20 protein-coding genes are annotated in these 24,121 nt (G+C 50.9%); 12 read left to right on the top strand and 8 right to left on the bottom strand.

Annotated features, from left to right (window positions below; translation table 11 throughout):
• Positions 1-15: 15 nt before the first annotated feature.
• The 5 genes from BZJ21_RS10580 to pspF all read right to left on the bottom strand — a co-directional run bounded on the left by BZJ21_RS10580 (position 16) and on the right by pspF (position 5,619).
• The gene (locus tag BZJ21_RS10580) at positions 16-1,023 is read right to left on the bottom strand and encodes a peptide ABC transporter ATP-binding protein (protein ID WP_021022385.1); all 1,008 of its coding nucleotides are present in this window, start codon (positions 1,021-1,023) and stop codon (positions 16-18) included.
• On the bottom strand, positions 1,023-1,910 hold the full coding sequence (gene sapC / locus BZJ21_RS10575) for a putrescine export ABC transporter permease SapC (protein ID WP_021022384.1): 888 nt from the start codon (positions 1,908-1,910) through the stop codon (positions 1,023-1,025). Before sapC ends, BZJ21_RS10580 begins: the two co-directional genes overlap by 1 nt.
• A complete protein-coding gene (locus tag BZJ21_RS10570) occupies positions 1,897-2,859 on the bottom strand; it encodes an ABC transporter permease (protein WP_021022383.1) in 963 nt (320 codons plus the stop codon). The genes sapC and BZJ21_RS10570 overlap by 14 nt, the downstream gene beginning before the upstream one ends.
• 3 nt (positions 2,860-2,862) lie before the next feature.
• Positions 2,863-4,482, bottom strand: coding sequence for an ABC transporter substrate-binding protein SapA (gene sapA / locus BZJ21_RS10565; protein WP_077669757.1), 1,620 nt, complete (start codon positions 4,480-4,482; stop codon positions 2,863-2,865).
• Positions 4,483-4,623: 141 nt separating this feature from the next.
• On the bottom strand, positions 4,624-5,619 hold the full coding sequence (gene pspF, locus BZJ21_RS10560) for a phage shock protein operon transcriptional activator (RefSeq protein ID WP_021022381.1): 996 nt from the start codon (positions 5,617-5,619) through the stop codon (positions 4,624-4,626).
• 161 nt (positions 5,620-5,780) lie between these two features.
• On the opposite strand from pspF, the gene pspA reads away from it, so the two are divergent.
• The 7 genes from pspA (at position 5,781) to BZJ21_RS10525 (ending at position 12,169) form a co-directional block, all read left to right on the top strand.
• A complete protein-coding gene (pspA, locus tag BZJ21_RS10555; protein WP_077669756.1) occupies positions 5,781-6,449 on the top strand; it encodes a phage shock protein PspA in 669 nt (222 codons plus the stop codon).
• Between the two features lie 21 nt (positions 6,450-6,470).
• On the top strand, positions 6,471-6,701 hold the full coding sequence (gene pspB / locus BZJ21_RS10550) for an envelope stress response membrane protein PspB (RefSeq protein WP_021022379.1): 231 nt from the start codon (positions 6,471-6,473) through the stop codon (positions 6,699-6,701).
• Complete coding sequence (gene pspC, locus BZJ21_RS10545) at positions 6,698-7,093, top strand: envelope stress response membrane protein PspC (RefSeq protein WP_021022378.1); 396 nt, start codon at positions 6,698-6,700, stop codon at positions 7,091-7,093. The genes pspB and pspC overlap by 4 nt, the downstream gene beginning before the upstream one ends.
• Positions 7,094-7,183: 90 nt before the next feature.
• Positions 7,184-8,575 carry a YcjX family GTP-binding protein gene (locus BZJ21_RS10540; protein WP_077669755.1) on the top strand — a complete coding sequence of 464 codons (1,392 nt, stop codon included), beginning with the start codon at positions 7,184-7,186 and terminating at the stop codon, positions 8,573-8,575.
• Between the two features lie 11 nt (positions 8,576-8,586).
• Positions 8,587-9,621, top strand: a complete 1,035-nt coding sequence (locus BZJ21_RS10535; RefSeq protein WP_077669754.1) for a YcjF family protein — start codon at positions 8,587-8,589, stop codon at positions 9,619-9,621.
• A gap of 398 nt (positions 9,622-10,019) precedes the next feature.
• Entirely contained in the window at positions 10,020-11,561 is a 1,542-nt protein-coding gene (gene tyrR, locus BZJ21_RS10530; RefSeq protein WP_077575833.1) for a transcriptional regulator TyrR, read from the top strand.
• A gap of 20 nt (positions 11,562-11,581) precedes the next feature.
• The gene (locus tag BZJ21_RS10525) at positions 11,582-12,169 is read left to right on the top strand and encodes a GNAT family N-acetyltransferase (RefSeq protein ID WP_077669753.1); all 588 of its coding nucleotides are present in this window, start codon (positions 11,582-11,584) and stop codon (positions 12,167-12,169) included.
• Positions 12,170-12,250: 81 nt separating this feature from the next.
• On the opposite strand, the gene pyk is transcribed toward BZJ21_RS10525, so the two are convergent.
• Together pyk and BZJ21_RS10515 are read right to left on the bottom strand one after the other, a co-directional pair.
• Positions 12,251-13,696 carry a pyruvate kinase gene (gene pyk / locus BZJ21_RS10520; RefSeq protein ID WP_021022373.1) on the bottom strand — a complete coding sequence of 482 codons (1,446 nt, stop codon included), beginning with the start codon at positions 13,694-13,696 and terminating at the stop codon, positions 12,251-12,253.
• A gap of 154 nt (positions 13,697-13,850) precedes the next feature.
• On the bottom strand, positions 13,851-14,705 hold the full coding sequence (locus BZJ21_RS10515; protein WP_021022372.1) for a MurR/RpiR family transcriptional regulator: 855 nt from the start codon (positions 14,703-14,705) through the stop codon (positions 13,851-13,853).
• Between the two features lie 322 nt (positions 14,706-15,027).
• Here BZJ21_RS10515 and BZJ21_RS10510 point away from each other — a divergent pair, with 322 nt between their 5' ends.
• Positions 15,028-15,882, top strand: a complete 855-nt coding sequence (locus BZJ21_RS10510; protein WP_158075524.1) for an SDR family oxidoreductase — start codon at positions 15,028-15,030, stop codon at positions 15,880-15,882.
• A gap of 89 nt (positions 15,883-15,971) precedes the next feature.
• Entirely contained in the window at positions 15,972-16,169 is a 198-nt protein-coding gene (locus BZJ21_RS16265; RefSeq protein ID WP_131826343.1) for a hypothetical protein, read from the top strand.
• 31 nt (positions 16,170-16,200) lie between these two features.
• Here the strand turns inward: BZJ21_RS16265 and BZJ21_RS10505 are convergent, their stop codons facing one another.
• Positions 16,201-18,849: a DUF2339 domain-containing protein gene (locus tag BZJ21_RS10505; protein WP_077669751.1), complete on the bottom strand. Its 2,649-nt coding sequence runs from the start codon at positions 18,847-18,849 to the stop codon at positions 16,201-16,203.
• 496 nt (positions 18,850-19,345) lie between these two features.
• Here BZJ21_RS10505 and BZJ21_RS10500 point away from each other — a divergent pair, with 496 nt between their 5' ends.
• The 3 genes from BZJ21_RS10500 to fabV all read left to right on the top strand — a co-directional run bounded on the left by BZJ21_RS10500 (position 19,346) and on the right by fabV (position 23,906).
• A complete protein-coding gene (locus BZJ21_RS10500) occupies positions 19,346-20,029 on the top strand; it encodes a TetR/AcrR family transcriptional regulator (RefSeq protein ID WP_077460224.1) in 684 nt (227 codons plus the stop codon).
• 161 nt (positions 20,030-20,190) lie between these two features.
• The gene (locus BZJ21_RS10495) at positions 20,191-22,491 is read left to right on the top strand and encodes an acyl-CoA dehydrogenase (protein WP_077669750.1); all 2,301 of its coding nucleotides are present in this window, start codon (positions 20,191-20,193) and stop codon (positions 22,489-22,491) included.
• A 212-nt stretch (positions 22,492-22,703) separates the two neighbouring features.
• Positions 22,704-23,906 carry an enoyl-ACP reductase FabV gene (gene fabV / locus BZJ21_RS10490; protein WP_077669749.1) on the top strand — a complete coding sequence of 401 codons (1,203 nt, stop codon included), beginning with the start codon at positions 22,704-22,706 and terminating at the stop codon, positions 23,904-23,906.
• Positions 23,907-24,121: the final 215 nt, after the last annotated feature.

Below are 24,121 nucleotides of genomic sequence, written 5' to 3'. Positions count from 1 at the left end.
GATAGCCCATCAATTTCAAGAAGAGCGGCCATGCTTGTTCTCCATGTTGAGCGGGAAATGACAGGCAAATTTATGGTTTTTCACTTTCTCGGTTCGCGGTACTTCTACGCATTTACGCTGCGCATAAGGGCAGCGCGGGCCAAGTCGGCAACCAATAGGTAAATGTTGTAATGGCGGTATTGAGCCAGGCAGAGTTTCTAGTTTGCTTTTATGCGGGATCTCGCGGCTAAAATCCGGCATGGTCCGTAATAATGCGTCTGTATATGGATGATGGGGTGTGGTGAGTATTTGCTCTCGGTTTCCCGACTCCACAGACTGGCCACAATACATCACGGTAATTCTATCCGCCCAACGCGTAACCAAAGTCAGATCATGACTAATCAACAAAATGGTCGTGTTCGACAGCTGATTGGTGCGGCTGAGCAGTCGGAAAATTTGTGCTTGCGTGATGGGATCCAAATCATTGGTTGGTTCATCGGCAATTAATAATCGAGGGCGGTTAGCGATCGCCATTGCAATCATCACCTTTTGACATTCGCCATCGGTGAGCTCGTAAGGATAGCTGTCCATCACCCGCCGATGATCTTTTATCCCAACCTTATGGAGTAGGGCGATGGAATGCTGTTTACGCCAGTTTAAACGCTGCCACCAACTGCCAGAAAACGACGCGGGAGGAATCGCTTCTTCAAGCTGATGGCCCACCACTTCAGAGGGGTCAAGACAGGTCGATGGCTCTTGAAAGATCATCGCAATATCTTTACCCACTACGTGGCGGCGCTCTCTGGCTGGTAGCTCCAGTAAATCAATATTGCCCAGCCTCAAACGGTCGGCGCTGACATGCCATTGATCTTTGGTCACACCGCAAATGGCCTTAGCGACCAAGCTTTTGCCTGAGCCCGATTCTCCTACCAGGCCACGAATTTCACCGTCATTAATGGTCAGGCTCATTCTATCAACCGCTTTCACCATCCCTTGAGGCGTTTCAATTTCGATGGTTAGGTGTCGAATATCTAATAACGGCATTATTCAGTTCCTGCGTTGATGGCTTGGCTGACGCCCTCACCGACAAGGTTAACAACCAACACGCTAAACGCAATGGCTATGCCGGGCAGAGTCACTGTCCAGGGGGCGGTAAAAATAAGCTCAATGGAATCACCGAGCATAGCGCCCCATTCGGGGGCTGGGGGTTGAGCCCCTAATCCCAGAAAACCCAGCGCGGCAACATCCAAGATCGCGACCGAGATTGCACGGGTTACTTCAGTACTCAATACGGTGACAATATTCGGCAAAATAGAATGGTGTAACAGATAGATATTATTCGCGCCATCCAAGCGTGCGGCGATGATGTAATCTTTCTCTATTTCATCGTGGACCGCGGTATACACCGCACGAATAATTCGAGGGATCAGTGACAACCAAATCGCGAGCAATATCTGGGTTTCACCGACACCGAGAAAGGCGACCACAATGATCGCCAATAGCAGCGAAGGGATAGAAAGAATGCTGTCAAGAATGTGGTTTAACACACTGGACTTTAGCCCCTTGGTCATGCCTGCCAGCACACCAATAGCGATGCCGACCAACGACGCGGTTAATGCCGTTATCAGCGCCAATCCAAAGGTTAAGCGAGAGCCGGCAATTAAGCGCGATAGCATGTCGCGGCTCAAATCATCGGTGCCGAGAAAAAACTCAATCTGCCCAGACTGCACCCAAGAGGGTGGCATCAAAAGCTGACCCGTTTGATGTTGCGGGCTCCAAGGGGCGAGCAAGGGTGCAAAGAGGGTCACTAAGAGAAGCCCGGCTAGACACCAAAACCCAATCACAGCTAACTTATTGCGGCGAAAGGCAGTCCAAGTCCGCTCAAACTGAGTGGGAATATGCTGTTCAACGTAGACACTATTTGAGGGCATACCATTTCTTCCTTACCAGCGGATTCATAAACGCCCCTAGCACATCGGAGACAATATTAATCAATAAGACAAATCCACCAATCGCGAGCACTCCCGCCTGTACAGAGGTATAGTCTTTGACAAGGAGCGCATCGAGTAACCAACGCCCAATGCCTGGCCAGTTAAATACAGACTCGACAATAATCACAAAGGTCACCATGGTGGAAACCAATAATCCAAAATTGGGAATAATAGGCGGAATCGCGTTTTTCATTCCATGCCGAAGCACAATCTCGGTTTTCGATAGCCCTTTAGTGGCCGCGGCTTTAATGTAATTCTGACTCATCACATAGGCCATTGAGTTTCTGACCATCTTAATAATTTCAGTTGTCGGAACCACGGCAAGCGTCAGTGTCGGGAGAGCAAGATGACGCATAATATCGGTCGCGACTTTTCCCTGGAGCGGTAAATCCGAGAGCCATAAATCGACTAACGCAAACCCAGAAATATGCGGAATCTCATACAAAAGGTTGTAGCGGCCTGATACGGGGAACCATTGTAAGTCGAGTGAGAACACCATAATCAGTAAGATGGCTAACCAGAATGTCGGAATCGAAAATACCACGACGGCGAGGGATGAAATCACTTTATCAGTGGGGCCTTGACTACGCAGCCCTGCAAGCGTGCCGAGCGGTACGCCGACCATCACGCTAATGACCAGCGCTGAAATACAGAGCTCTAAAGTCGCCGGTGCGACATGGGCAAGAATATTGACTACTGGCTCCCCGTTAGCCGCAAGCCCTAGGTTTCCATCAATGAGTTGGCGTAGATAATAAACCCACCCTAACCAATAGTCATATTGGTGCCATCCTGAATCAGGCGACAATAAAATGATGTTATAAGCGACCAAGGTGAGGATCACCAAGGTAATCAAAAATAAGTTGAAGCGTCGTAAGGTATAAATCAGCATGGTTTAGCGCTCCCGTGACACATCAGCAAAACTGTCTGCCCCAAAGGGTGTCATCGTGAGCCCGGTTAAATGTGCATCACGGACTTGGTGTTGAATACCATGGGCAAGTGGCACCACCGGCATCCGACGGTCAAGAATGGTTTGTGCGTCCTGGTATAAGGTTTTGCGCATGGCCATATTGTCTGTCGCAATTGCCTCATTTAAGGTTTGATCGAAAAAGCGGTTACACCAATTGGCAATATTCCACCCCGTGAACTTGGCATTGCAAGTCAGTAATGGGCGTAAAAAAGCATCAGGATCCCCATTATCGGCCACCCAACCGGTAAGCACCATACCGTGACTGTCATCGCCTTCCCGAATCGATGCGCGGTTAACGGTTTTTTCTGGAATGATATTTACGTCTATGCCAATTTCTCCCAGATCGGCCTGGATCAGTTCGGCGGTTTTACGCGGACTTGGATTAAACGCCGTGGGCTTTAATGGCACCGTTAAATCAACACTGAACCCATGGCGATACCCGGCTTTGGCGAGTAGGGCCGCTGCGAGCTTGGGATCATGTTGGCTTTGCTGATTAGGGTTATACGCCCAGGACATCGGCGGCAACAAGCTGGTGGCAGGTGTGCCTGTGCCATAGTACACCGAGCTTAGTAAGGCGCCGCGATTAACCGCCAGATTGATCGCCTGACGAACCGCCACCTGCGAGAGCGCTGGGTGGCGGGTGTTGAGCGCAATAAACGCCACGTTCATCCCCGTTTGAGATGATAAATGAAAGCGCGGATCATTCACCACGACGGGTAACTGACTGGCAACGGGAGAGGCGAGCACATCACATTCACCCGTCAGCATTTTTGCCAAGGTGCCCGTTCCTCGGGTTGAAATATCAAAGACCACCTGCTCCATCGGGGCGGGGCCTTGCCAATATTGCCAGTGGCGGCGCAGACGAATTAATTCACGAGGCTGATACTCAGCCATAGCAAACGGGCCGGTGCCAACCGGGTAGGTGTCGATTTTTTCCGGTGTACCGGCGGCTAATAATTGGTTGGCATACTCTTTTGAAAGAATCACCGAAAATTTGGTGGCCAGTGTAGAAAGAAACGACACATCGGGTCGCGAGAGGGTAAATTGCACACGATAGGTATCGGTCGCTTTGACACTCGAGACTAAACTTGAAAAATCCATGCTATCGAACCATGGATATTGGCCGCCAGAAATGCGATGAAAAGGGTGACGGGGGTTAATCAAGCGCCGAAAAGAGAAAACAACGTCCTCAGCATTGAGGTAACGAGACGGCGTAAAGGTCACGCTGCGATGAAAAGCCACACCACGACGGAGTACAAAGGTATAGGTTTTACCGTCATCACTGACCTCCCAACTTTTCGCGAGCATGGGCTCGGGTTGGTAGGTGTCAGGGTTCAGCTGAAGCAGGCGATCGTACAGCTGGCTCGATAAGGTGTCTGCGGTCAGGCCGCCATCGGTCAACTGAGGGTTAAATGTGTTCGGTTGGCCTGGGCCACAAAACACAAAACCACGGTTGTCGGCCGCACGTTGATCGTTAGCCGCATCACAACCTGCGAGAAGCAGACCGCTCACGCCCAGGATCAAAAACTGGAAAAAAACGCGCATAAACCAAGTAAAATCAGCTATCAAAATGAATCCCGTAATCTACCACCGAAACGGTCTTACCACCAAGTAAAGTAGGGGTTATCTTGCGTTTCTGTGTCCGTGAGTTGTCCCTGTGCCGATAAAGGTTGAGCAACCACAAGATTAGTTATCTTGTCCCACGTTATGCTTGCGCAACAGCCCCCTGAATTGATGGTAGCTTAGGCCGAGTAACTGCGCGGCCTTCCTCTGATGATAGTTGGCTTGCGACAACGCCGCTGTGACCAAATCGCGTTCTTGTGTGGTTTGCCACTCACGCAGATCAAGAGGAAAGGCTGGCAGTGAACCTTTGACCGCTGAAGGAGCATGTGTGGATTGCTGAGGCTGCCAAGGCGGTGAAAATGGGTCAAGGCAAATCGTATCGATGGGTGTGGTGGCATCATTATGGCGAGAAAGCGCCCGCTCAACTGCATTTTTCAGCTCTCGCACATTACCTGGCCAGGAGTGTGTTAGCAATTGTGCTTGGGCCGGTTGCGAAAAGCCCGCAAATAATGGATAACCGAGCTCAACCGCCATTTTCATGGCAAAGTGCTCGGCCATGATCAAGATATCCTGCTGGCGCTCGCGAAGCGGGGGAAGATGGATAACGTCGAAGGCGAGCCGGTCTAGCAGATCAGGACGAAATTGGTTGTCTTGCGCAAGCGCGGGTAGATCTTCATTGGTGGCGCACACCAGCCGAACATCTGCGCGCAAAGGCGTGGTGCCGCCAACGCGTTCATATTCACCATATTCAATCACACGGAGTAACTTTTCCTGAACGCCCTGAGGCGCGGTAGCAATCTCGTCCAAGAATAGAGTTCCGCCCTCAGCGCGCTCAAATCGGCCCGCATGTCGGCCTTTGGCACTGGTAAAAGCACCGGCCTCATGGCCAAAGAGCTCAGAATCGATCAGCCCCTCGCTTAGCGCCGCACAGTTCAAGCTCACAAGCGGTTGTGACCAACGGGTTGAGAGGTAATGAAGACGCTGCGCGATTAACTCTTTCCCGGTGCCGCGCTCACCCATAATCAGAACCGGACGGTTGAGCGGGGCCAGCCGACTAACATGGTCTAACACGGCTAAAAAACGGTCTGACTCCCCCAGTAAGTTATCTTGTTCTCGCATGGCGATTTTTACCAAATAGTGGTTTTATTCATCATGAACGGTTTAGAAGGCCGACGCAACTGCTTTTAACCGATTGAAAAATAGTGCATAAAAAGTTGGCATACCGTTTGAATAAGTGTGAGCAGGTTTAAACAAACTTGAACAAATAGAAGGAGTCAATGATGGGAATCTTTTCTCGTTTTGCAGATATCGTCAATGCCAACGTCAACGCCTTGCTCGATAAGGCAGAAGATCCACAAAAAATGATCCGTTTGATCATTCAAGAAATGGAAGACACCTTGGTAGAGGTGCGGACATCATCAGCGAAAGCGCTGGCAGATAAAAAAGAAGTCGCGCGTAAGATTGAAAACATCGAACGCCAAATTCAAGACTGGCAGGAAAAAGCCTCGCTAGCGCTGCAAAAAAATCGTGAAGATCTCGCGCGCGCTGCCTTGATCGAAAAACAGAAAGCGCATGATGTGAAAGTCGCACTCGATGAAGAGCTGAGTTTAATTGCGGAAAGCGTTGAAAAACTGAGTGGTGAAATTGCAGCGCTTGAGACCAAGCTGAGCGAAACGCGGGCACGTCAGCAATCGCTGAGCATTCGCCGTGAGACTGCGGGCAATCGTCGTGATGTACGTCGTCACCTCGGCAGTGGTCGTGCGGACGAAGCAATGGCGAAATTTGAACAATACGAGCGCCGTATTGACGAACTTGAAGCGGAAGCCGACAGTTATCAAGTTGGCAAAGGCAAAGGACTAGACGACGAGTTCGCGGATCTTCAAGCCCAAGACGAAATTGAGAAAGAGTTGGCGTCTTTAAAAGCCAAAATGAAAGATAATCAATCATAACCAATACGACGAGGAGCGGACATGTCATCACTATTTCTTGGCTTTCCACTGGCGATATTTTTACTGTTCGTCGCCCCGCTATGGCTGTTGCTGCATTACCGCAGTAAACGCCAAGTTGAGCAGGGCTTAAGTGGGCAAGATTACGAAACGTTACAGCAGCTGGCTCAGCGCGCTGAAAAACTGCAAGCCCGTGTGGATAACTTAGAGCGCTTGCTTGATGCTGAAGCGCCACAATGGAGGCAACGCGCATGAGGGGAACCTTATATCGAGATCCCGACAACGGCCGCATTGCCGGTGTGTGCGCCGGCCTTGCCAACCACTTTGGGATGGAAACCTGGTTAGTACGGATCCTGACGGTCTCCGCGTTTTTGCTCGGCTTCGGTTTTTTTGTGGTGGTGGCCTACATCGCCGCCGTGCTGATCTTAGATAAAAAACCGGCGCAAGAACACGAAACGGTTGAGCCGGCTCAGGCGGCGCCAGCGCATCAGGTGAAACAAAAGCCATGGCAGTCGGGCAAGTCAGCCAGCCAACTGATCCGTGATCTCAACGGCGAGTTCACGCAAATGGAAGACAAGATCACTCAGATGGAAGCCTATGTGACATCATCAGCGTTTAACGTTGATCAAGCGTTTAAAAAGCTATAATCCGCCTCAACTTATCAGAACACGCATTTAACCATGCACAGCGGCTGCCTGTTGTAGGCAGCTTGGCTGATCAAGGAGCCATAAAAACTTATGCCATCAGTGAAAAGGCGCGTAAAGCAGTGGGCCAGCCGAGGCGCTGACCGTCATGTTCGTCTTGCGGTTACTGGCCTCTCGCGTGCGGGAAAAACGGCCTTTATTACCTCACTCATTAACCAGCTGACGCATTTGGGGACCGAGCCTAATTTGCCGTTAATGCAACTGGTGCAGCAGGGACGTGGATTAGGGGCGCGTCGAGAGCCACATCCACATATGCACTTGCCCGCGTTTGATTACGACTCTGCCATGCAGGCGCTACATAGTACTCCGCCGGTGTGGCCGTCACCCACGCGTGATGTCAGTGAAGTACGCCTAGCCGTGCGGTATCGGCCCCAGTCTGCCGCACTGAGAGCGATTAACGACATGGCGACCTTGTACGTTGATATTATTGACTATCCCGGAGAGTGGCTGCTCGATTTACCCTTGTTGAGTCAAACCTACTCGCAATGGTCAGCTAAACAGTCGGGATTATTGACCGGGCGTCGTGGCGAGCTTGCTGGCACGTGGACAACCAAAGCCGCGGCACTCGACCCGTTTGCACCTGCAGATGAAAAAAAGCTGGCTGAGATTGCTGCCGACTACACGGCCTTTTTACACCAGTGTAAAGCACATGGCGGGCTGCATTGGGTGCAACCTGGCCGGTTTGTGCTCCCCGGGGAACTAGCTGGTGCACCTGTGGTGCAGTTCTTTCCTTGGGTTGGCTCGGACAATGAACAGGATTTGGCCAAAGCAGGGAAAGACTCCAACTATGGGGTACTCAAAGCGCGCTACGACTATTACTGTGAACATGTGGTTGCCCATTTCTACCGCGAACACTTTGCCAAAATTGATCGCCAAGTCATCTTGGTCGACACCTTACAACCGTTGAACGCTGGGCCCGCTGCGTTTCACGATATGCGCCTCGCCGTTGAGCAGCTCATGCAAAGCTTTAAATACGGCAAGTCAGGGTTACTCAAACGGCTGTTTTCGCCCCGTATCGATAAAGTGTTGTTTGCCGCCACCAAAGCCGATCATGTGACCCCCGAGCAACATCCAAACTTGGTGAGCCTGTTGCAACAAATTGTTCATCAAGCGTGGCAACAGGCGGCGTTTGAAGGCATTGATATGCGCTGTCAAAGTGTCGCCGCGATTGAAGCAACCACACCGGGCTATGTCTCGGTAAAAGGCAGCACCCAAAGCGCGTTAAAAGGCCATTTGGCCGATAACAGCCCAGTGACGTTATACCCGGGAGAGGTACCGGCTCAGTTACCGGAAGATGCCTTCTGGCAGGATCAAGGGTTTGACTTCCCGTCGTTTCGTCCGCAACCTGCGCCGCTCGATGCCCCCTTGCCACATATCCGCATGGATAAAGCCTTGGATTATTTGCTTGGCGACAAATTTCGATAAATGAGGTAGTCATGACCCAATATAAGCCAAAACAAACCTTTGCACAGGATGCCGAGATAGACCAGACGGCATTAGATAGCCGGATACAACAAGGCACCACGTTTGAATCGGACCATGATTTTACGCCGGCGGCGAGTGCTGAATGGGAAGCCTCGCTTGATGCAACGCTCGCCCCCTCATCACGCAAGCGACGCCGAGTGTGGCCATTTCTTATGTTGGCAACCATGCTACTGGCATTGTGGCAATCCGCTGACAGTGTGTATCAAAGCTGGCTAACGCAAGATTGGCTTAGCCTTGGCTGGCAAGGTTTGTTGATCGCCATCGCCACGACTGGATTGGTGATGCTGGGTAAAGAATGGCGCGCGATGCGTCGTTTGCTGCAACGCGATGCTGTCCGCCAACAGGCTGAGCAACTGCTGGCCAGTGATGCGGTCGGGCAGGGCGAACACTTTTGTCGTCAGTTAGCGGAGCAAACCGGACAAGTACAACGTCCAGCTTTTACACAGTGGCAGCAAGCGATCACGGCAACCCATAACGACAGCGAAATTTTAGGCCTTTATGAGCAACAGGTACTCAGCGCTCAAGATAAGGCAGCGCGCGCCTTGGTGACGAAACACTCGCAAGAGGCGGCCTTAATGGTGGCCGTTAGCCCATTGGCGGCCGCCGATATGTTACTGGTTGCGTGGCGAAATTTTCATTTAATGACCAAGATTGCCAACGTGTATGGCATTCAACTTGGAGTCAAAGCCCGATTGAGTTTACTTAAAATGGTTCTCACCAACATGGCGCTTGCCGGCGCGAGTGAGGCCATGACCGATGTTGGCTTTGATGTCCTTTCAGTGAACCTCGCTGGACGTGTTTCTGGCCGCGTCGCCCAAGGGTTGGGGGTTGGTTTGCTCACGGCTCGCCTTGGATTAAAAACCATGACCCTGATGCGGCCACTGCCTTGGCATGGGCAAGCGGCCCCGAGCTTGTCACAGTTGCGGCGCGAGCTGGTAAAACGGCTAATGGGTAAAAGCCCAACCCCCGGCGAATCACCCCACTGACGCGAATGCGTGTAGCACGCGTGGTGACACGTTCTTGGTGGCGCCCTTGGTGACGCTCTTGGTAACATGCTCTTAGTAACAGGCTCTTGGTGACATCGTAGCCCATTGCGCTCTGTCACCTTATGTTTTTATTTATAATATAATCAAAAGTTTAAACGGCAAAAGTCTGTGCTACAAACGTGATGTCGCAAGGCAAAAATGGCATCAGGGCTTGACTGTTAACCCTAACCCGCTCAAACTTCGCCTCAGTGTCAACTTATCCTGACAGCTAATCCGGCGCATGAAAAAATACTGACGATTGCTTTTGTAACGTCTTGATCAGAGCAGGTTTTAATCACCTCATCCCATCTTGTTCTGCGCCGGTATTGGGTATCACTGTCACGTTACAGGAATCCATTATGAGACTGAAAGTCTGTTGTGAAGATAGGATCGGACTGACCCGCGAACTGCTTGATATTCTGGTTCGCCGCGATATTGATCTACGCGGGATCGAAATCGACCAAGTCGGGATTATCTATCTGAACTGCCCTGAAATTGAATTTGAAGCCTTTAGTCAGTTGATGTCTGAAATTCGACTGATTTCTGGGGTCACCGATGTGCGCAAAGTCCAGTTTTTGCCTGCCGAGCGCGAGCATAAAGAGCTACGTGCCTTGGTCGAAAGCCTGACCGATCCTGTGGTCTCGATCAACCTCGACGGCTACATCGATATGGCCAATAAAGCGGCACAAGATCTGATTGGATCCAGTGAGCATCAGCTTATCGACGAGCATGCGAACACCGTGTTTCCTGACTTTCAGTTTGCCCATTGGCTTGAAAAAGAAGAAGCCAGCCAAAGCTGTAGGATGGTGGTGATGGCTGGCCTCGACTTCCTCATGGAAGTGATGCCTGTTCATATCAACGATGAAAGCGAACAGCCTGTGCTCGTGAGCGCCGTGGTCCAACTGAAACAAGTGGCGCTGAATAACACCCCGCAAACGGTTTTCCGCACGCCTAGCGACCATGGTTTTGAGCACCTCGTTGGCCAATCCAACAAGTTTAAGCAGCTGATGAGCCAAGCTAAAAAATTAGCGATGCTCGACGCGCCACTGTTGGTACAAGGCGAAACCGGAACAGGCAAAGAGATGATTGCGCGCGCTTGCCATCGGCATTCACTGCGGGCAGACAAACCCTTCTTGCTGGTGAACTGTGTGTCGATGCCTGATAACGCCGCTGAAACCGAGCTATTTGGCATGGCCGCCGCAGAAGAGGGCGGTAGCGCGAAAAAAGGGATTTTAGAGCAAGCGGACGGCGGCACCGTCTTCCTATATGAAGTCGGTGAAATGAGCCGTCACCTGCAGGTAAAACTGCTGCGCTTTATGCAAGACGGCACCTTCCGTCGGGTCGGTGAAGAGCGTGAAATGCAGGTCGATGTGCGGGTGATTTGCTCAACGCAGAAAAATTTACCTGAGCTGGTGGCCGCGCACCAATTCCGCGAAGACCTCTTTTATCGCCTTAATGTCTTATCGCTGACGGTTCCACCGCTGAGAGAACGTTCTGCGGATGTGATGCCACTTGCGCAGCTATTTATTAAACAATTTGCCGCCGATTTGGGCCAATCCAAGCCAAGCATCGATGACGCCCTTGCAGACTACCTGACCCACTATGCATGGCCGGGTAATATCCGCCAGCTTCGCAATGTGTTATTGCATGCGATGACCCAAATCGATGCCGACGTGATGACGATAGACGATGTTCAGTTACCAGAAATCGAAAACACCCAGTTTCTGAGTGAAGAGTCGATTGATGGATCGTTGGACGAAATCATGAAGCGTTATGAGTCTGGCATACTGCATAACTTGTACCGAAGCTACCCTTCCACGCGTAAACTGGCTAAGCGGCTGGATGTCTCGCATACCGCTATCGCCAATAAACTGCGCGACTATGGCATTGGTAAGAAATAACGCGGGCCAAGACAGTGACTATGTACGAACCCTCGGTGAGTGATTTGCCGCGATTATCCGTGGATGAACTGCGCATTGATGCCATCAGCCATGAAGACGTCATGCGAGTTGTGCAATACTTTCAGCGCAATCGTGCCTTTCTTGCCCCCTGGGAGCCGGCGCGAACATCGGGCTTTTACTCCGAACAGGGCTGGAAACGGCGGGTGCTACAGCTGATGGAGTTACAAAAGCATCAGCTGGCATATTATTTTTTAATTGCCAAGCAAGATTCTCCCACGGTATTGGGAGTGATCTCTTATACCAGCATGATGCAGTATCCTTCGTATTCTTGCACCGTCGGTTACTCGTTAGACCAAGCGGCACAAGGGCAGGGCATTATGCGCCGCGCATTGGCGACCACCAATCAATGGTTATTCGATAATATCCATATTCACCGCGTCAATGCCGCTTATATGCCATGCAATGCGCGCAGTGCCAAGGTGTTAGAGGCCGTTGGATTTGAACGAGAAGGACGAGCACGGGATTACCTGCTCATTAATGGTCAATGGGAAGATCACCTGTTAATGGCACATATTAATCCCCACTGGCGCCCTAAATCGTCGTCCTAAAGGAAGGTTCCATGAAAAAAGGCGATCGATTGCGATCGCCTTTTGCGTTGCTGTTTTTGCTCGTGCCCTCATGGACATTCGCTATTTCACTGTTAAGACTCGCATCGTATTGGTTGAGCCAATCACTTCCATTTGGTCACCTTGGGTCATGATCACCTGATCGCCTTCATTCAAAAACCCACCCGCTTTCAGTGTCTGCAGGGCAAGCTCGGCCACTTGCGGACCGGCACCACTGTTGCTGTCGAAATACACGGGGGTGACGCCGCGATACAATGCTGCACGATTCAGCGTTTGTTCATGGCGAGACAAAGCGAAAATGGGCTTACCCGATGAAATACGTGACATCATCAACGCGGTGCGGCCTGACTCAGTCAGCGACACCATGGCTTTAATCCCTTTCATATGGTTTGCCGCATACATGGTTGCCATCGACACCGTCTCTTCTTGACTATCAAACTGACGATCCAAGCGATGGTTAGACACATTCACCGACGGCATTTTTTCCGCACCGACACACACTTCTGCCATGGCGCGTACCGTCTCAACCGGATACTGTCCTGCTGCGGTTTCTGCTGATAGCATTACCGCGTCGGTACCATCCAACACGGCGTTAGCGACATCCATCACTTCTGCACGGGTTGGCATCGGGGCTGTGATCATCGACTCCATCATTTGCGTGGCAGTGATCACTAAGCGGTTCATACTGCGTGCGCGTCGGATCAATTGTTTCTGTACCCCGACTAACTCAGGGTCACCAATTTCGACGCCAAGATCGCCACGTGCCACCATCACTACATCAGACGCTTCGATAATGTCATCAATACTGGCATCGCTCACCACGGTTTCTGCGCGTTCAACCTTGGCGACCAAACGTGCATCCAGACCAGCCTCGCGTGCTAATGAGCGGGCATAATGCATGTCTTGACCGTTGCGAGGGAACGAGATAGCCAAAAAGTCGACCTTGATTTTGGCGGCGGTGAGAATGTCTTGTTTATCTTTTTCGGTCAACGCAGGCGCAGACAGGCCACCGCCTTTCTTGTTGATCCCTTTGTTGTTTGATAGCTTCCCGCCCACCGTGACTTCGGTGTGCACTTTGGTGCCGTCAACGGCCAATACTTTGAGCTGTACACGGCCATCGTCGAGCAGCAAAATGTCGCCATGGGTGACATCTTGCGGTAGCGCCTTGTAGTCCAGCCCCACAGCGTCTTGATCGCCCATTCCCGGAGAAAGATCGCTGTCTAGGGTAAATTTATCACCCACCGCAAGCACAATAGCGCCGTCTTTAAACGTGGATACGCGAATCTTAGGGCCTTGTAAATCGCCTAAAATCCCCACATGGCGACCCAATCGTGCGGCGATAGCACGCACCTGTTCGGCACGCTTAATATGATCTTCTGCACTGCCGTGAGAGAAGTTGAGGCGAACGACATTGGCACCCGCCTGAATGACGGCCTCTAACACACTGTCTTTATCCGTTGCCGGGCCCAAGGTGGTGACAATTTTCGTTCTTCTCAATTTTGCAGACATGATTAACTCCTGTAGACAGGGTGATGCGCAAGAAGCGTGTTACAAGGCAAGCATCACCGCTTAGTAATAAACCAATAAAACGCTGACATCAGTGTAGCGCACGGAAAATATCAACGAGATGACACAAAAAAGGAGTGCCATGCACTCCTCGGGATTAGGTCAATGATTCTTTATGAAAACGTGAATCGCGAATGGCTTCTTTGACACGTTTCAAGTTATCTCTAAAGCCGGGGCCGCGGCGTAGGGTAAAACCGGTAGCCAAGACGTCGATGACGGTCATTTGCACCACGCGGCTTGCCATTGGCATGTATTCATCGGTATCTTCAGGGACATCGAGTTGAATGGTGTGCGAGCAAACCTTATCGAGCGGTGAATCGCGTTGGGTGATACCAATCACGGTGGCGCCATTTTCTCGGGCCAAGTTCGCCACGTCGACCAGGCTTTTGGTCCGGCCTGTGTGTGAGATCATCACCACCACGTCGCCGTCATTGCAGTTAATACAGCTCATGCGTTGCATCACAATATCGTTAAAGCAGACGACAGGGATGTTAAAACGGAAAAACTTGTTTTGCGCATCGTGGGCAACAGACGCTGACGCACCCAAACCAAAGAAAGAAATTTTCTTTGCTTGGGTCAACATATCAACAGCACGGTTAATTTGGTGTGTATCAATGCTGTTCTTCGCCACATCTAAACAGGCCATGGTTGACTCGAAAATCTTGGCTGTGTAAGCATCGGCACCGTCGTTCTCTTCAACGTTACGGTTCACATAAGGCGTACCGTTTGCCAAGCTCTGCGCTAAATGCAGTTTAAAGTCGGGAAATCCTTTGGTGTCTAAACGACGACAAAAGCGATTCACCGTTGGCTCACTCACATCAGCCATTTTCGCTAACGTCGCAATGCTTGAGTGGATAGCGGTTTGAGGCGAGGCGACAATAATTTCAGCAACTTTTCTTTCAGATTTGCTGAAGTTTTCAATATTTTTTTGTATTTTTTCCAGAGTATTCATCTGAGTTACCGCTTACGTTCAAGACCAAATTAAAAACTATCGCTCCCTGAGAGCGAACAAAATGCAGTGTTTAAGTACGTCAATCATCACGGTTTTTGACCACCGTTTAATGATGAATAGTCTATCTTCTCACGCTTTGTAATGACATTATTATGACTATCTGAGAATGAAAACTTTGTCACCATTCACGCTTTTGGTTATTTCCTTACACAATGAAGGAATATATTTACAGCGTGAAATAAATAATCGGTCAAAAATGGGGCAAAAAGCGGTGTGAAGCCGATTACATTGAAAAATAATTACGTAACCCTAAGGAGTGCTTGTGTCAGGATTGAAAGTCGGAATTTGTGGTTGTGGTTGGTTGGGTACCCCCCTTGCGTCGCACTTGCTAGCGGCAGGGCATCAGGTGGTGGGGACCAAGCGCCAATCGGATGCAGCGCAAGCATGGAGCCAGTCACTAGGTGCGCCAATGGTGCCTTTTGATGTCATGGCGCCCGATTACCACCACGCGCAGCCATTGCTTGATTGCGACATTGTGGTGATCAATATCGCGGCAGGGCGACGTAATGCCGATTTTGATTCCTACCGCAACGCGATGACCGCCTTTATTGATCATCTGGCACAAGCGGGCGTTGAACATGTGCTCTTTATTAGCACGACGTCTGTGTATGGAGAGCTTAAAGGACAAGTCACAGAACAAACACCGACCGCCGCGACAACGGCTTCCGGTCAAGCGCATGAAGCCATTGAAGCCCATGTTGATCGCGTGTATGGCGAGCGGGGCAGTGTGCTGCGCTTAGCCGGTTTAATTGGCGGTGAACGTCACCCATCAACCATGTTATCAGGGCGTACAGGGCTGTCTGGCGGTAGCGAGCCGGTTAACCTTATCCATCGTAGCGATGTCATAGCTGCAATCAGTGCAATGATTCATCAGCGCCAATGGGGACATGTTTTCCATTTGAGTGCGGATCTTCATCCATCCAAAAGCGTTTATTACAGCTGGGCTGCACGTGAAATGGGATTAACGCCACCTGAGTATCACCCAAGTGCTGGCGATGGAAAATGGATTGATGCCTCGCATACGCTGGCGCAGCTGGGACTCACCTTACGGTATGCGTCGCCCTATCAAATGATTGCCAATGGTCAGGTAACGTCTGATGACCCTGCACCAAAATAAAAAAAGCCCACACAAGGTGGGCAAAATAAAGGTAGAGACAAATAAACTCTAAAGTAAGTAGAAAAAGCAGCAGCAGTTCGGAAAGAAAGGTGAATCATGCACCTCAATCGCTGAGGGGGACAAGGCATTTCTTACCGATGCACCCATTAGGACTGGGCGATGACCAAGAAGTTCCTGATGATTTAAAAAAGTCGCCAAATCTTGTCAATGGGCGACGTTTTCGTGATTTTTATCACAAACTTGGCGGCAATAAACGCCGCCATCTCGTTAAATTGAAACAGATATAAATTATTTATCCTGCGTGTAATTGGTGTAGCACTACACGGCCCATTGGCGTTGTTTGAGCCACTGGAATAAGCCACCTAGACCCACTAAGCATAGCCCGAGGCCAATGAAGGACAAAGCTCGCATTAGCCCCTCCAAACTTGCCATATCAACCAAGAAAACTTTCAATATCACTAACGCCAAAGTCGCCATGGCACCTTGCTGCACACGTACCGATTGTTGCCAGTATCCACCGAGCAGAGTCAGGCTGCCAATTACTAACCAAACCAATGAATAAGTGTAAAGCTCTGCGTTTGATGTTGGCAGTGAAAGCACAATGGTGTCACCTTGCCAAGCTTGGCGGATTAATCCGTTGACGAGCAAGAACCCAAAAAATGCCGCAGCGGTACCCGTAAGCAGTTGTACTCGCGCGTTAAACGCCAGGCTCGATGAGGATCCCTCTCGGCCCAGCCAAAGACAAACCAGCAAGGGGACGCCCCACCAAGGCCAGAGCAAACTGGAAAGTGGCGAATAACCAATAGATACCTCTTCAAAGTAGGGATTGTGGTCGACAAACAGGATCAGTTGAATGAGTATGCTCAATGCCAGCAGTGCTATCCCGCTAAAGCGGTATAAAAAAGCGAACGTCTGCGCGAGGCGATAGCGATAAAGATAAACACAAGCTAACAATGACCAGTTCATACTCATTACCACAGCGCCTGAGACGGAATAGATGACACCGCTAATGCCCTGAAGATCACACAGCCAAATTGTCGTGCTGGTCAGCCACAGTGCGATGAGCTGTAACTGGGCACCCGTGAGCCAAGCGGGCAGTGTTTGGCTTTGTACCCAACGCTGACTGCCATAAATCAACAGACTAAGCGACGGATAAAGCCACAGTGTATCGGGCACCGATGTCATGTGATTGGTTGTGAGCAATAATAAGGTCGCGCGAGCGAGCACAATACTGACCAGGGCTTGAATAATCCAATCAGCGAGTGTAATCCTGTATTTATGGGTAAGCCAAAGCCAAAGCATCACCACGGCTTGAAGGGCGATCGCCAAGGTTAGCGCGTAATTGCTCAATAGTAAGGTCAGCGCAAGCGCAAGGTGTGCATTCACCCCACACCATAGGCTTAACCGGACTAAATGTTGTGTGTGGTCTGTCCCTTTAAAATAACGAGTAAATGCCGCTAATATCGCCGCGCCACCGGCTAAACATGCTGACCATAATAGGGTGCTATATGCGTGAGGAGGTTGCCCACCCCAAAACGGATCCGTCACTACCGAGTTTAGGCTCACCATTAATGGTGTCGCTAGGCACGCCAACCAGATAAAGTGAATGCTTTTTGGCGAACGCTTACCCAAGGCCAAACTATATAACAGGGTAAACACACCGATACTTAAACCCATATGTTGGGCAAGTGCAGAGCCATCAAGATCACTTGTCAGTAGCCAAAGCGCGGCCCAAATTAAGCCTAGAGCAGGCCAAGCACCCCAACGCACAGAGAATAGGGGAGCGAGGTAAAGCCACCCCACTAGTGCTGCGATCAATGGAATACCAGCAGTGATAGATAATGGAAATGCCGCCATTGATGCAATCAGCATAATGGCAAGCATCAGCCAGGTGTCGAGTGCGTGATGGTGCCATGATCGAATATCAACAAGAATACGCCAAGATAGTGGCCCGTCAGATGTTGGTTTAAGCAACCAACCCAATCTTGGTACTGCAATCAGCACGTAGACTGAGCCGACAGCAAATCCAGTGACGATAAGCAGGGGCGCCGAAAAATGGGCAAAAGCAAATAGCCAAGCAAGATGCATCCCCCACAAGCTATGCCACAGCCATCGGCGCTCGACACGTTGAGCCACATAGGTGATGGCGGCGGCGACGAGTAAAAAATAGCTGGCGAGCAACCCGTAGCTGGGGGTGGCACTGGTAGAGAACAATGGCGCGCCATACGCACCGATGAGCCCGACTACGGTCAGTAGTGGGCCAAACCTAAGCCCGTAGAAGGTCGCAGCGAGCGAGATCAGCGCCAGCATCACAACAGCGATAGGATCAGAAATAAACTGATAGGGCGTCGCCGCCATCAAGGTCAGGCCAAACAAGCTGATAAAGCCCGCACTCGCAATGGCAGCGGGCACATAGCTCGGCCAATCAATTTGCGTATAACAGCGCAACTTATCGTGCAGCCACTCACTGCTTACAATCAAACCGACGCCAAACAGCGCTCCCAAGCCAAGACGGGCAAGAGGGGGAAAATAGCCTTCGCTGATCAGGTAGGAAATTAAGAAAAGTCCACCGAGGGTAAAAATACCGGCGCCACTCCAAACCAGCCATTGCTGTTTCGCGCGCTCAAGCCATGCCATCGCATGTCCTTTGGTGGCACGCATGGCGTTATCGTCGTGAAGAGGGGGGGCATCTGTGGGCTGGAGAGTATGATGCTCGCGGTTTTCCTCTAAAGCGTCCGATTCCGTTGATGACTTTACTGAAGGTTCATTGCTCGAACGGATACTTGATGACGTATGGTTCTCGCTGGAACTTGTCGTGGTCTCTTGCCTGTGACGCAACTGCCTCAGTGCATGTTGGGTCGCCTCAAGATCATGACGCAAGGAACTCACTTTAATGATCGCAACAACGCCGCAAATACTGCCGACCATAATGATCAACGCCATAGCGACAAGAAAAGTGAAATACATAATAGGGTGACCACATCTGTTAGCGAACGCAGACACACTTTACTGTGGATAGACATTAAATCATCGAAATCGGGCGAAAAGAGCCCAGATTTGGGAGTAAGCGCATAAAAAAGCCCACAAGCAACGAGCAAGTGGGCATAGAAGAAAAGTCTTCTAGAAAAAGCAGTGGCACAAGGTGTGACTAGCAAAAATGCGAATGGGTTCCCACATTGGTATAAAAAAAGCGCCGCCTATTTTTGCGGCCGTACGGGCTTACTGGCTTAGTCTCTGATATTCAATACGTTACATATCGTCTTGCCCCTCCTGTTTCAGACGGATCATTTACCAAACATTATACGGTGACAACAAACGGGCGCTGAACGCCAGTAATGGCCTGATCACCTTGTCATCACTCAATAATGTGATGTTGCTCATGCGATACATAGGTGTTTCTTACTTGTTAAATAAGGCTTGTCGGTATAAAGTTAAACAAGCGTTTAAATCAGGTGAATGAATAATGGCAGGACGAGGCGACACCAAAGCGAAAATACTGGATGCCGCGGAGCAGCTCTTCGCCGAGCATGGCTTTAAAGAAACATCGTTGCGCACCATCACCAGCAAAGCAGGGGTTAACCTTGCCTCGGTGAATTACCATTTTGGTGATAAAAAATCATTGGTGCGCGCGGTGCTTGGACGTTATCTCGAGGCATTTATGCCCGCACTTGGCGAACAACTGCAAATGTTGTTAAGCCAGCGTGAATGTACGATGGCCCAAGTGTTTTCTTGTGCCAAACAGCCGGTACTCGCACTTGACCAATACCGGCCTCATGGCGCGGCCACCTTTATGCAATTAATTGGTCGAGGCTACACCGATGTGCAAGGGCACTTGCGTTGGTTTATTACCACGCGCTATGAGCACGTTTTATCCTTGTTTAACCAAGCGGTGCACAAAGCCAACCCGGCACTCACCCCCGAAGCCGTCTTCTGGCACATCCATTTTACGCTCGGCGCTGCCATTTTCACCATGGCATCGAGCGAGGCACTCCGTGATATTGCCGAAAATGATTTTGATCGCACGTTAGACACCGAAGCGATCGTTGACCGCCTCATCCCGTATTTAGCAGCAGGGATGAACGCCGAGCCAGCAGTGATGCAGCAAGGCCAAGTGCTTCCGTTTGCGGCGGAATCGCAGGCCGACTAGCGCAACAACGTATGGGCGTGGTAGGCGTGGAGCCAGCCCTCATTTATTCGCCCACGTTATTGTCGATGTCTGACAATGCGTGGAATGCAATGTAAAACCCGTTCTGGTCGCACAATAACAGCAACAAGAGTGCAACCATGATCAACAAAAGGACCTGAATCATGAGCTCTCAAACTTCATTACGTCGTTCACTGATTAGTGACAAAGCGTTTACTTTCTTCAAAAAGGTGCTGCCACCCTTATCAGCGACAGAGCGTGAAGCGATGGAAGCGGGCAGCGTTTGGTGGGATGGCGAACTCTTTTCCGGATCGCCAGATTGGAAAACCTTGCACAGCTATGGCAAGCCAACGCTCACCGCTGAAGAACAAGCTTTTATTGATAACCAACTCGATACCTTACTGGCCATGCTGGACGATTTTAAAATCGTGCAAGAGCAAAAAGATTTGCCGGAAGAGGTGTGGGATTACTTGAAGAAAGAACGCTTTTTCTCGCTGATCATCCCCAAAGAATACGGCGGCCTCGCGTTCTCGGCGCTGGCCAACTCCACCATCGTATCGCGCATTGCAACGCGCAGTTTAAGCGCGGCGGTCACTGTAATGGTGCCGAACTCACTGGGCCCAGGAGAACTACTGACGCACTACGGCACCCAAGAACAACGCGATTACTGGCTGCCACGTCTGGCCGATGGCCGTGAAGTGCCTTGCTTTGGTCTCACAGGCCCGGAAGCAGGCTCGGATGCAGGGAGCATTCCCGACCATGGTGTTATTTGCATGGGTGAGCATAATGGCGAAGAGGTTCTCGGGATCCGCTTAAGCTGGAACAAGCGCTATATCACCTTAGCTCCCGTGGCCAGTGTCGTTGGGCTTGCCTTCAAACTCGGCGATCCTGAAGGGTTGTTGGGTGACAAAAAAGATCTCGGCATCACCTGTGCCTTGGTCCCGGCAGACCATCCAGGGGTGGAAATTGGCGATCGCCACAACCCACTCAATATGGCCTTCATGAATGGCACCACCCGTGGTGAAGACGTCTTTATTCCGATTGATTGGGTCATCGGGGGTAAAGACTACGTAGGTCGAGGCTGGCGTATGCTGGTGGAATGCTTGTCTGCTGGACGTGGGATCTCGCTGCCTGCGCTCGGCACGGCGGTCGGCCACTTAGCCACACGCACCACAGGCGCTTACAGCTATGTACGTAAGCAGTTTGGTATGCATATTGGCCGCTTTGAAGGGGTCGCCGAAGCACTGGGTCGCATGGGCGGGTTGAACTACTTGATTGAATCGACCCGCACCCTGACCACCACCGCGCTTGACCAAGGTGAGAAACCGGCGATCATCACCGCCATTTCTAAATACCACATGACCGAGATCGCGCGCACCATCTTAAACGATTCGATGGATATTCACGCGGGTCGTGCCATTCAATTAGGGCCACTCAACTACATTGGCCACCATTACTTTGGTATTCCTGTCGCGATCACCGTGGAAGGGGCGAACATTCTTACCCGCAACCTGATGATCTTTGGTCAAGGGGCGACCCGTTGCCACCCTTATGTACTTAAAGAGATGGAAGCGGCGGCTAACCCAGACCAAGAGCAAGGCGCACAAGCATTTGATAACCTGCTGTTTAAACACATTGGTCATGCCACTAAAAACAGCATCATGGGGTTAGTGAATGCGTTAACCGGCTCGCTGACTAACCGTGCACCGGTTAGTGGTGAAACGGCCAAATACTATCGCCACCTGACTCGCATGAGTCGTGCACTGGCGGTAACCACTGATGTGGCGATGTTGTCACTAGGCGGTGAGCTAAAACGCCGCGAAATGCTTTCAGCGCGCCTTGGTGATGTATTGAGTCACCTTTATATGGCATCGGCAACCCTGAAGCGCTATGAAGATGAAGGGCGTCCAAGCCAAGATCTGCCAATGGTGCACTATGCGCTGCAATACTGCTTAGCCCAGTGTGCCAAAGCCTTTGATGGCGCCTTTAACAACTTCCCGGCCAAAGGCGTGGGTCGTAGTTTACGGGTGCTACTGTTCCCATTAGGCATGCGTTATACGATGCCGTCCGACAAACTGCTCAACCAGATCGCCGAGCAGTTAATGACCCCAAGTGCAGAGCGCGACCGTTGGACGCATCTTTGCTATGTCGGGGAAAAAGCCGACGATCCGGTGGCGGTAATGGAACGCGCCTTCACAGCCATGTGGGCGTGTCGTGATACCGAAAAAGCCCTGATCAAGGCAGTAAAAGCCAAGAAAATCAATGGTAAAGCCAGCCTGGCCGACCGCTCACAACAAGCGGTAGAGCAAAATATTATCACCGCCGATGCGCGTGAAAAATTGCTTGAGGCCGATGCGTTGCGTGCTTACGCCGTACAAGTGGATGATTTTGAGGCCGATTGGTTTACCTCAAACCAGTTACAAGGGGGCGCTATCGACAAAGCTAACCCAAATAAAGCCGCTTAAACGCTGTGATTACGCTAATGAAAAGCGTCTGTGATGAGCAGACGCTTTTTTGTTGGCTCGCTCATGGAACCGATTAACACTGCGATCTTGCCCACTATTTTTGCCTGCAACACCTCCAACCACTGGGTATTTTTGCCCTTTTTCCATAAAAGGGGATGCATAGGCAGGCGTTAGTATTTATCCTAGCCTCAATTTTGTGAGGGACGTTGAATATGATCATCAAACCTAAAATTCGCGGATTTATCTGTACAACCACCCATCCAGTGGGGTGTGAAGCGAACGTAAAAGAACAAATTGACTACACCAAAGCGCAAGGCCCGATTGCCAATGCGCCAAAACGTGTGTTGGTCGTGGGTGCATCCAGCGGCTATGGCTTGTCCTCACGCATTGCAGCCGCCTTTGGTGGCGGCGCAGCAACCATAGGCGTGTTCTTCGAAAAGCCAGGCACCGAGAAAAAGCCAGGCACCGCAGGCTGGTATAACTCAGCCGCGTTCGACAAGTTTGCCAAGCAAGAAGGCCTGTATTCAAAAAGCCTGAACGGCGATGCTTTCTCGCACGAGGCCAAGCAAAAAACCATCGATTTGATCAAACAAGACTTGGGTCAAATCGACATGGTGGTTTACTCACTGGCCTCGCCAGTCCGTAAGCTACCTGACAGCGGCGAGCTGGTACGTTCATCACTCAAACCTATCGGTGAGACGTACACCTCAACCGCCGTCGATACCAACAAAGATCAACTTATCGAAGCGAGCGTCGAGCCTGCTACTGAGCAAGAGATCCAAGACACCGTCACTGTCATGGGCGGTGAAGACTGGGAACTTTGGATTAACGCACTCAATGACGCCGGCGTATTGGCCGAAGGCTGCAAAACCGTCGCCTACAGCTACATTGGCACAGAGCTCACTTGGCCAATTTACTGGGAAGGAGCACTAGGCAAAGCCAAAATGGACTTAGACCGTGCCGCCAACGAGCTAAACCAGACGCTTGCCACCAAAGGCGGTAGCGCCAACGTCGCCGTATTGAAAAGCGTCGTGACCCAAGCAAGCTCGGCTATTCCCGTTATGCCGCTTTATATCGCCATGGTGTTCAAAAAAATGCGCGAAGAAGGGGTCCATGAAGGCTGCATGGAGCAAATCCATCGCATGTTTACTCAACGCCTCTATCAAGCCGATGGCAGCGAGCCTGCCGTTGATAGCGAGCGTCGCTTGCGTTTAGACGACCTAGAGCTACGCGAAGACATTCAGCAGCACTGTCGCGACTTGTGGCCGCAAATCACCACTGACAACCTCACCGAGCTAACCGACTACAACGAATACAAAGCCGAGTTCTTGAAGCTATTTGGCTTTGGCGTAGACGGCGTAGACTACGACGCAGACGTGAGCCCATTGGTAGAATTTGATATCGAAAACATCTAAAACTGTTTAGAAAACAGACGAAAGAGGTCAGCCAAACGCTGGCCTCTTTTTTATTGCACGAAAGCTAACCAAACAAACCAAAATCGTCGCTTTTTACTTTACAAGCGAAGCCTAAGCCAATAATATACGCCGCGTTCCGGAGAGATGGCTGAGTGGTTGAAAGCACCGGTCTTGAAAACCGGCAAGGGTTAATAGCCCTTCTAGGGTTCAAATCC

It is taken from the genome of Salinivibrio costicola subsp. alcaliphilus, assembly GCF_001996185.1.
Lineage (GTDB): Bacteria > Pseudomonadota > Gammaproteobacteria > Enterobacterales > Vibrionaceae > Salinivibrio > Salinivibrio costicola.
This window is presented reverse-complemented; position numbering and strand designations above follow the sequence as displayed.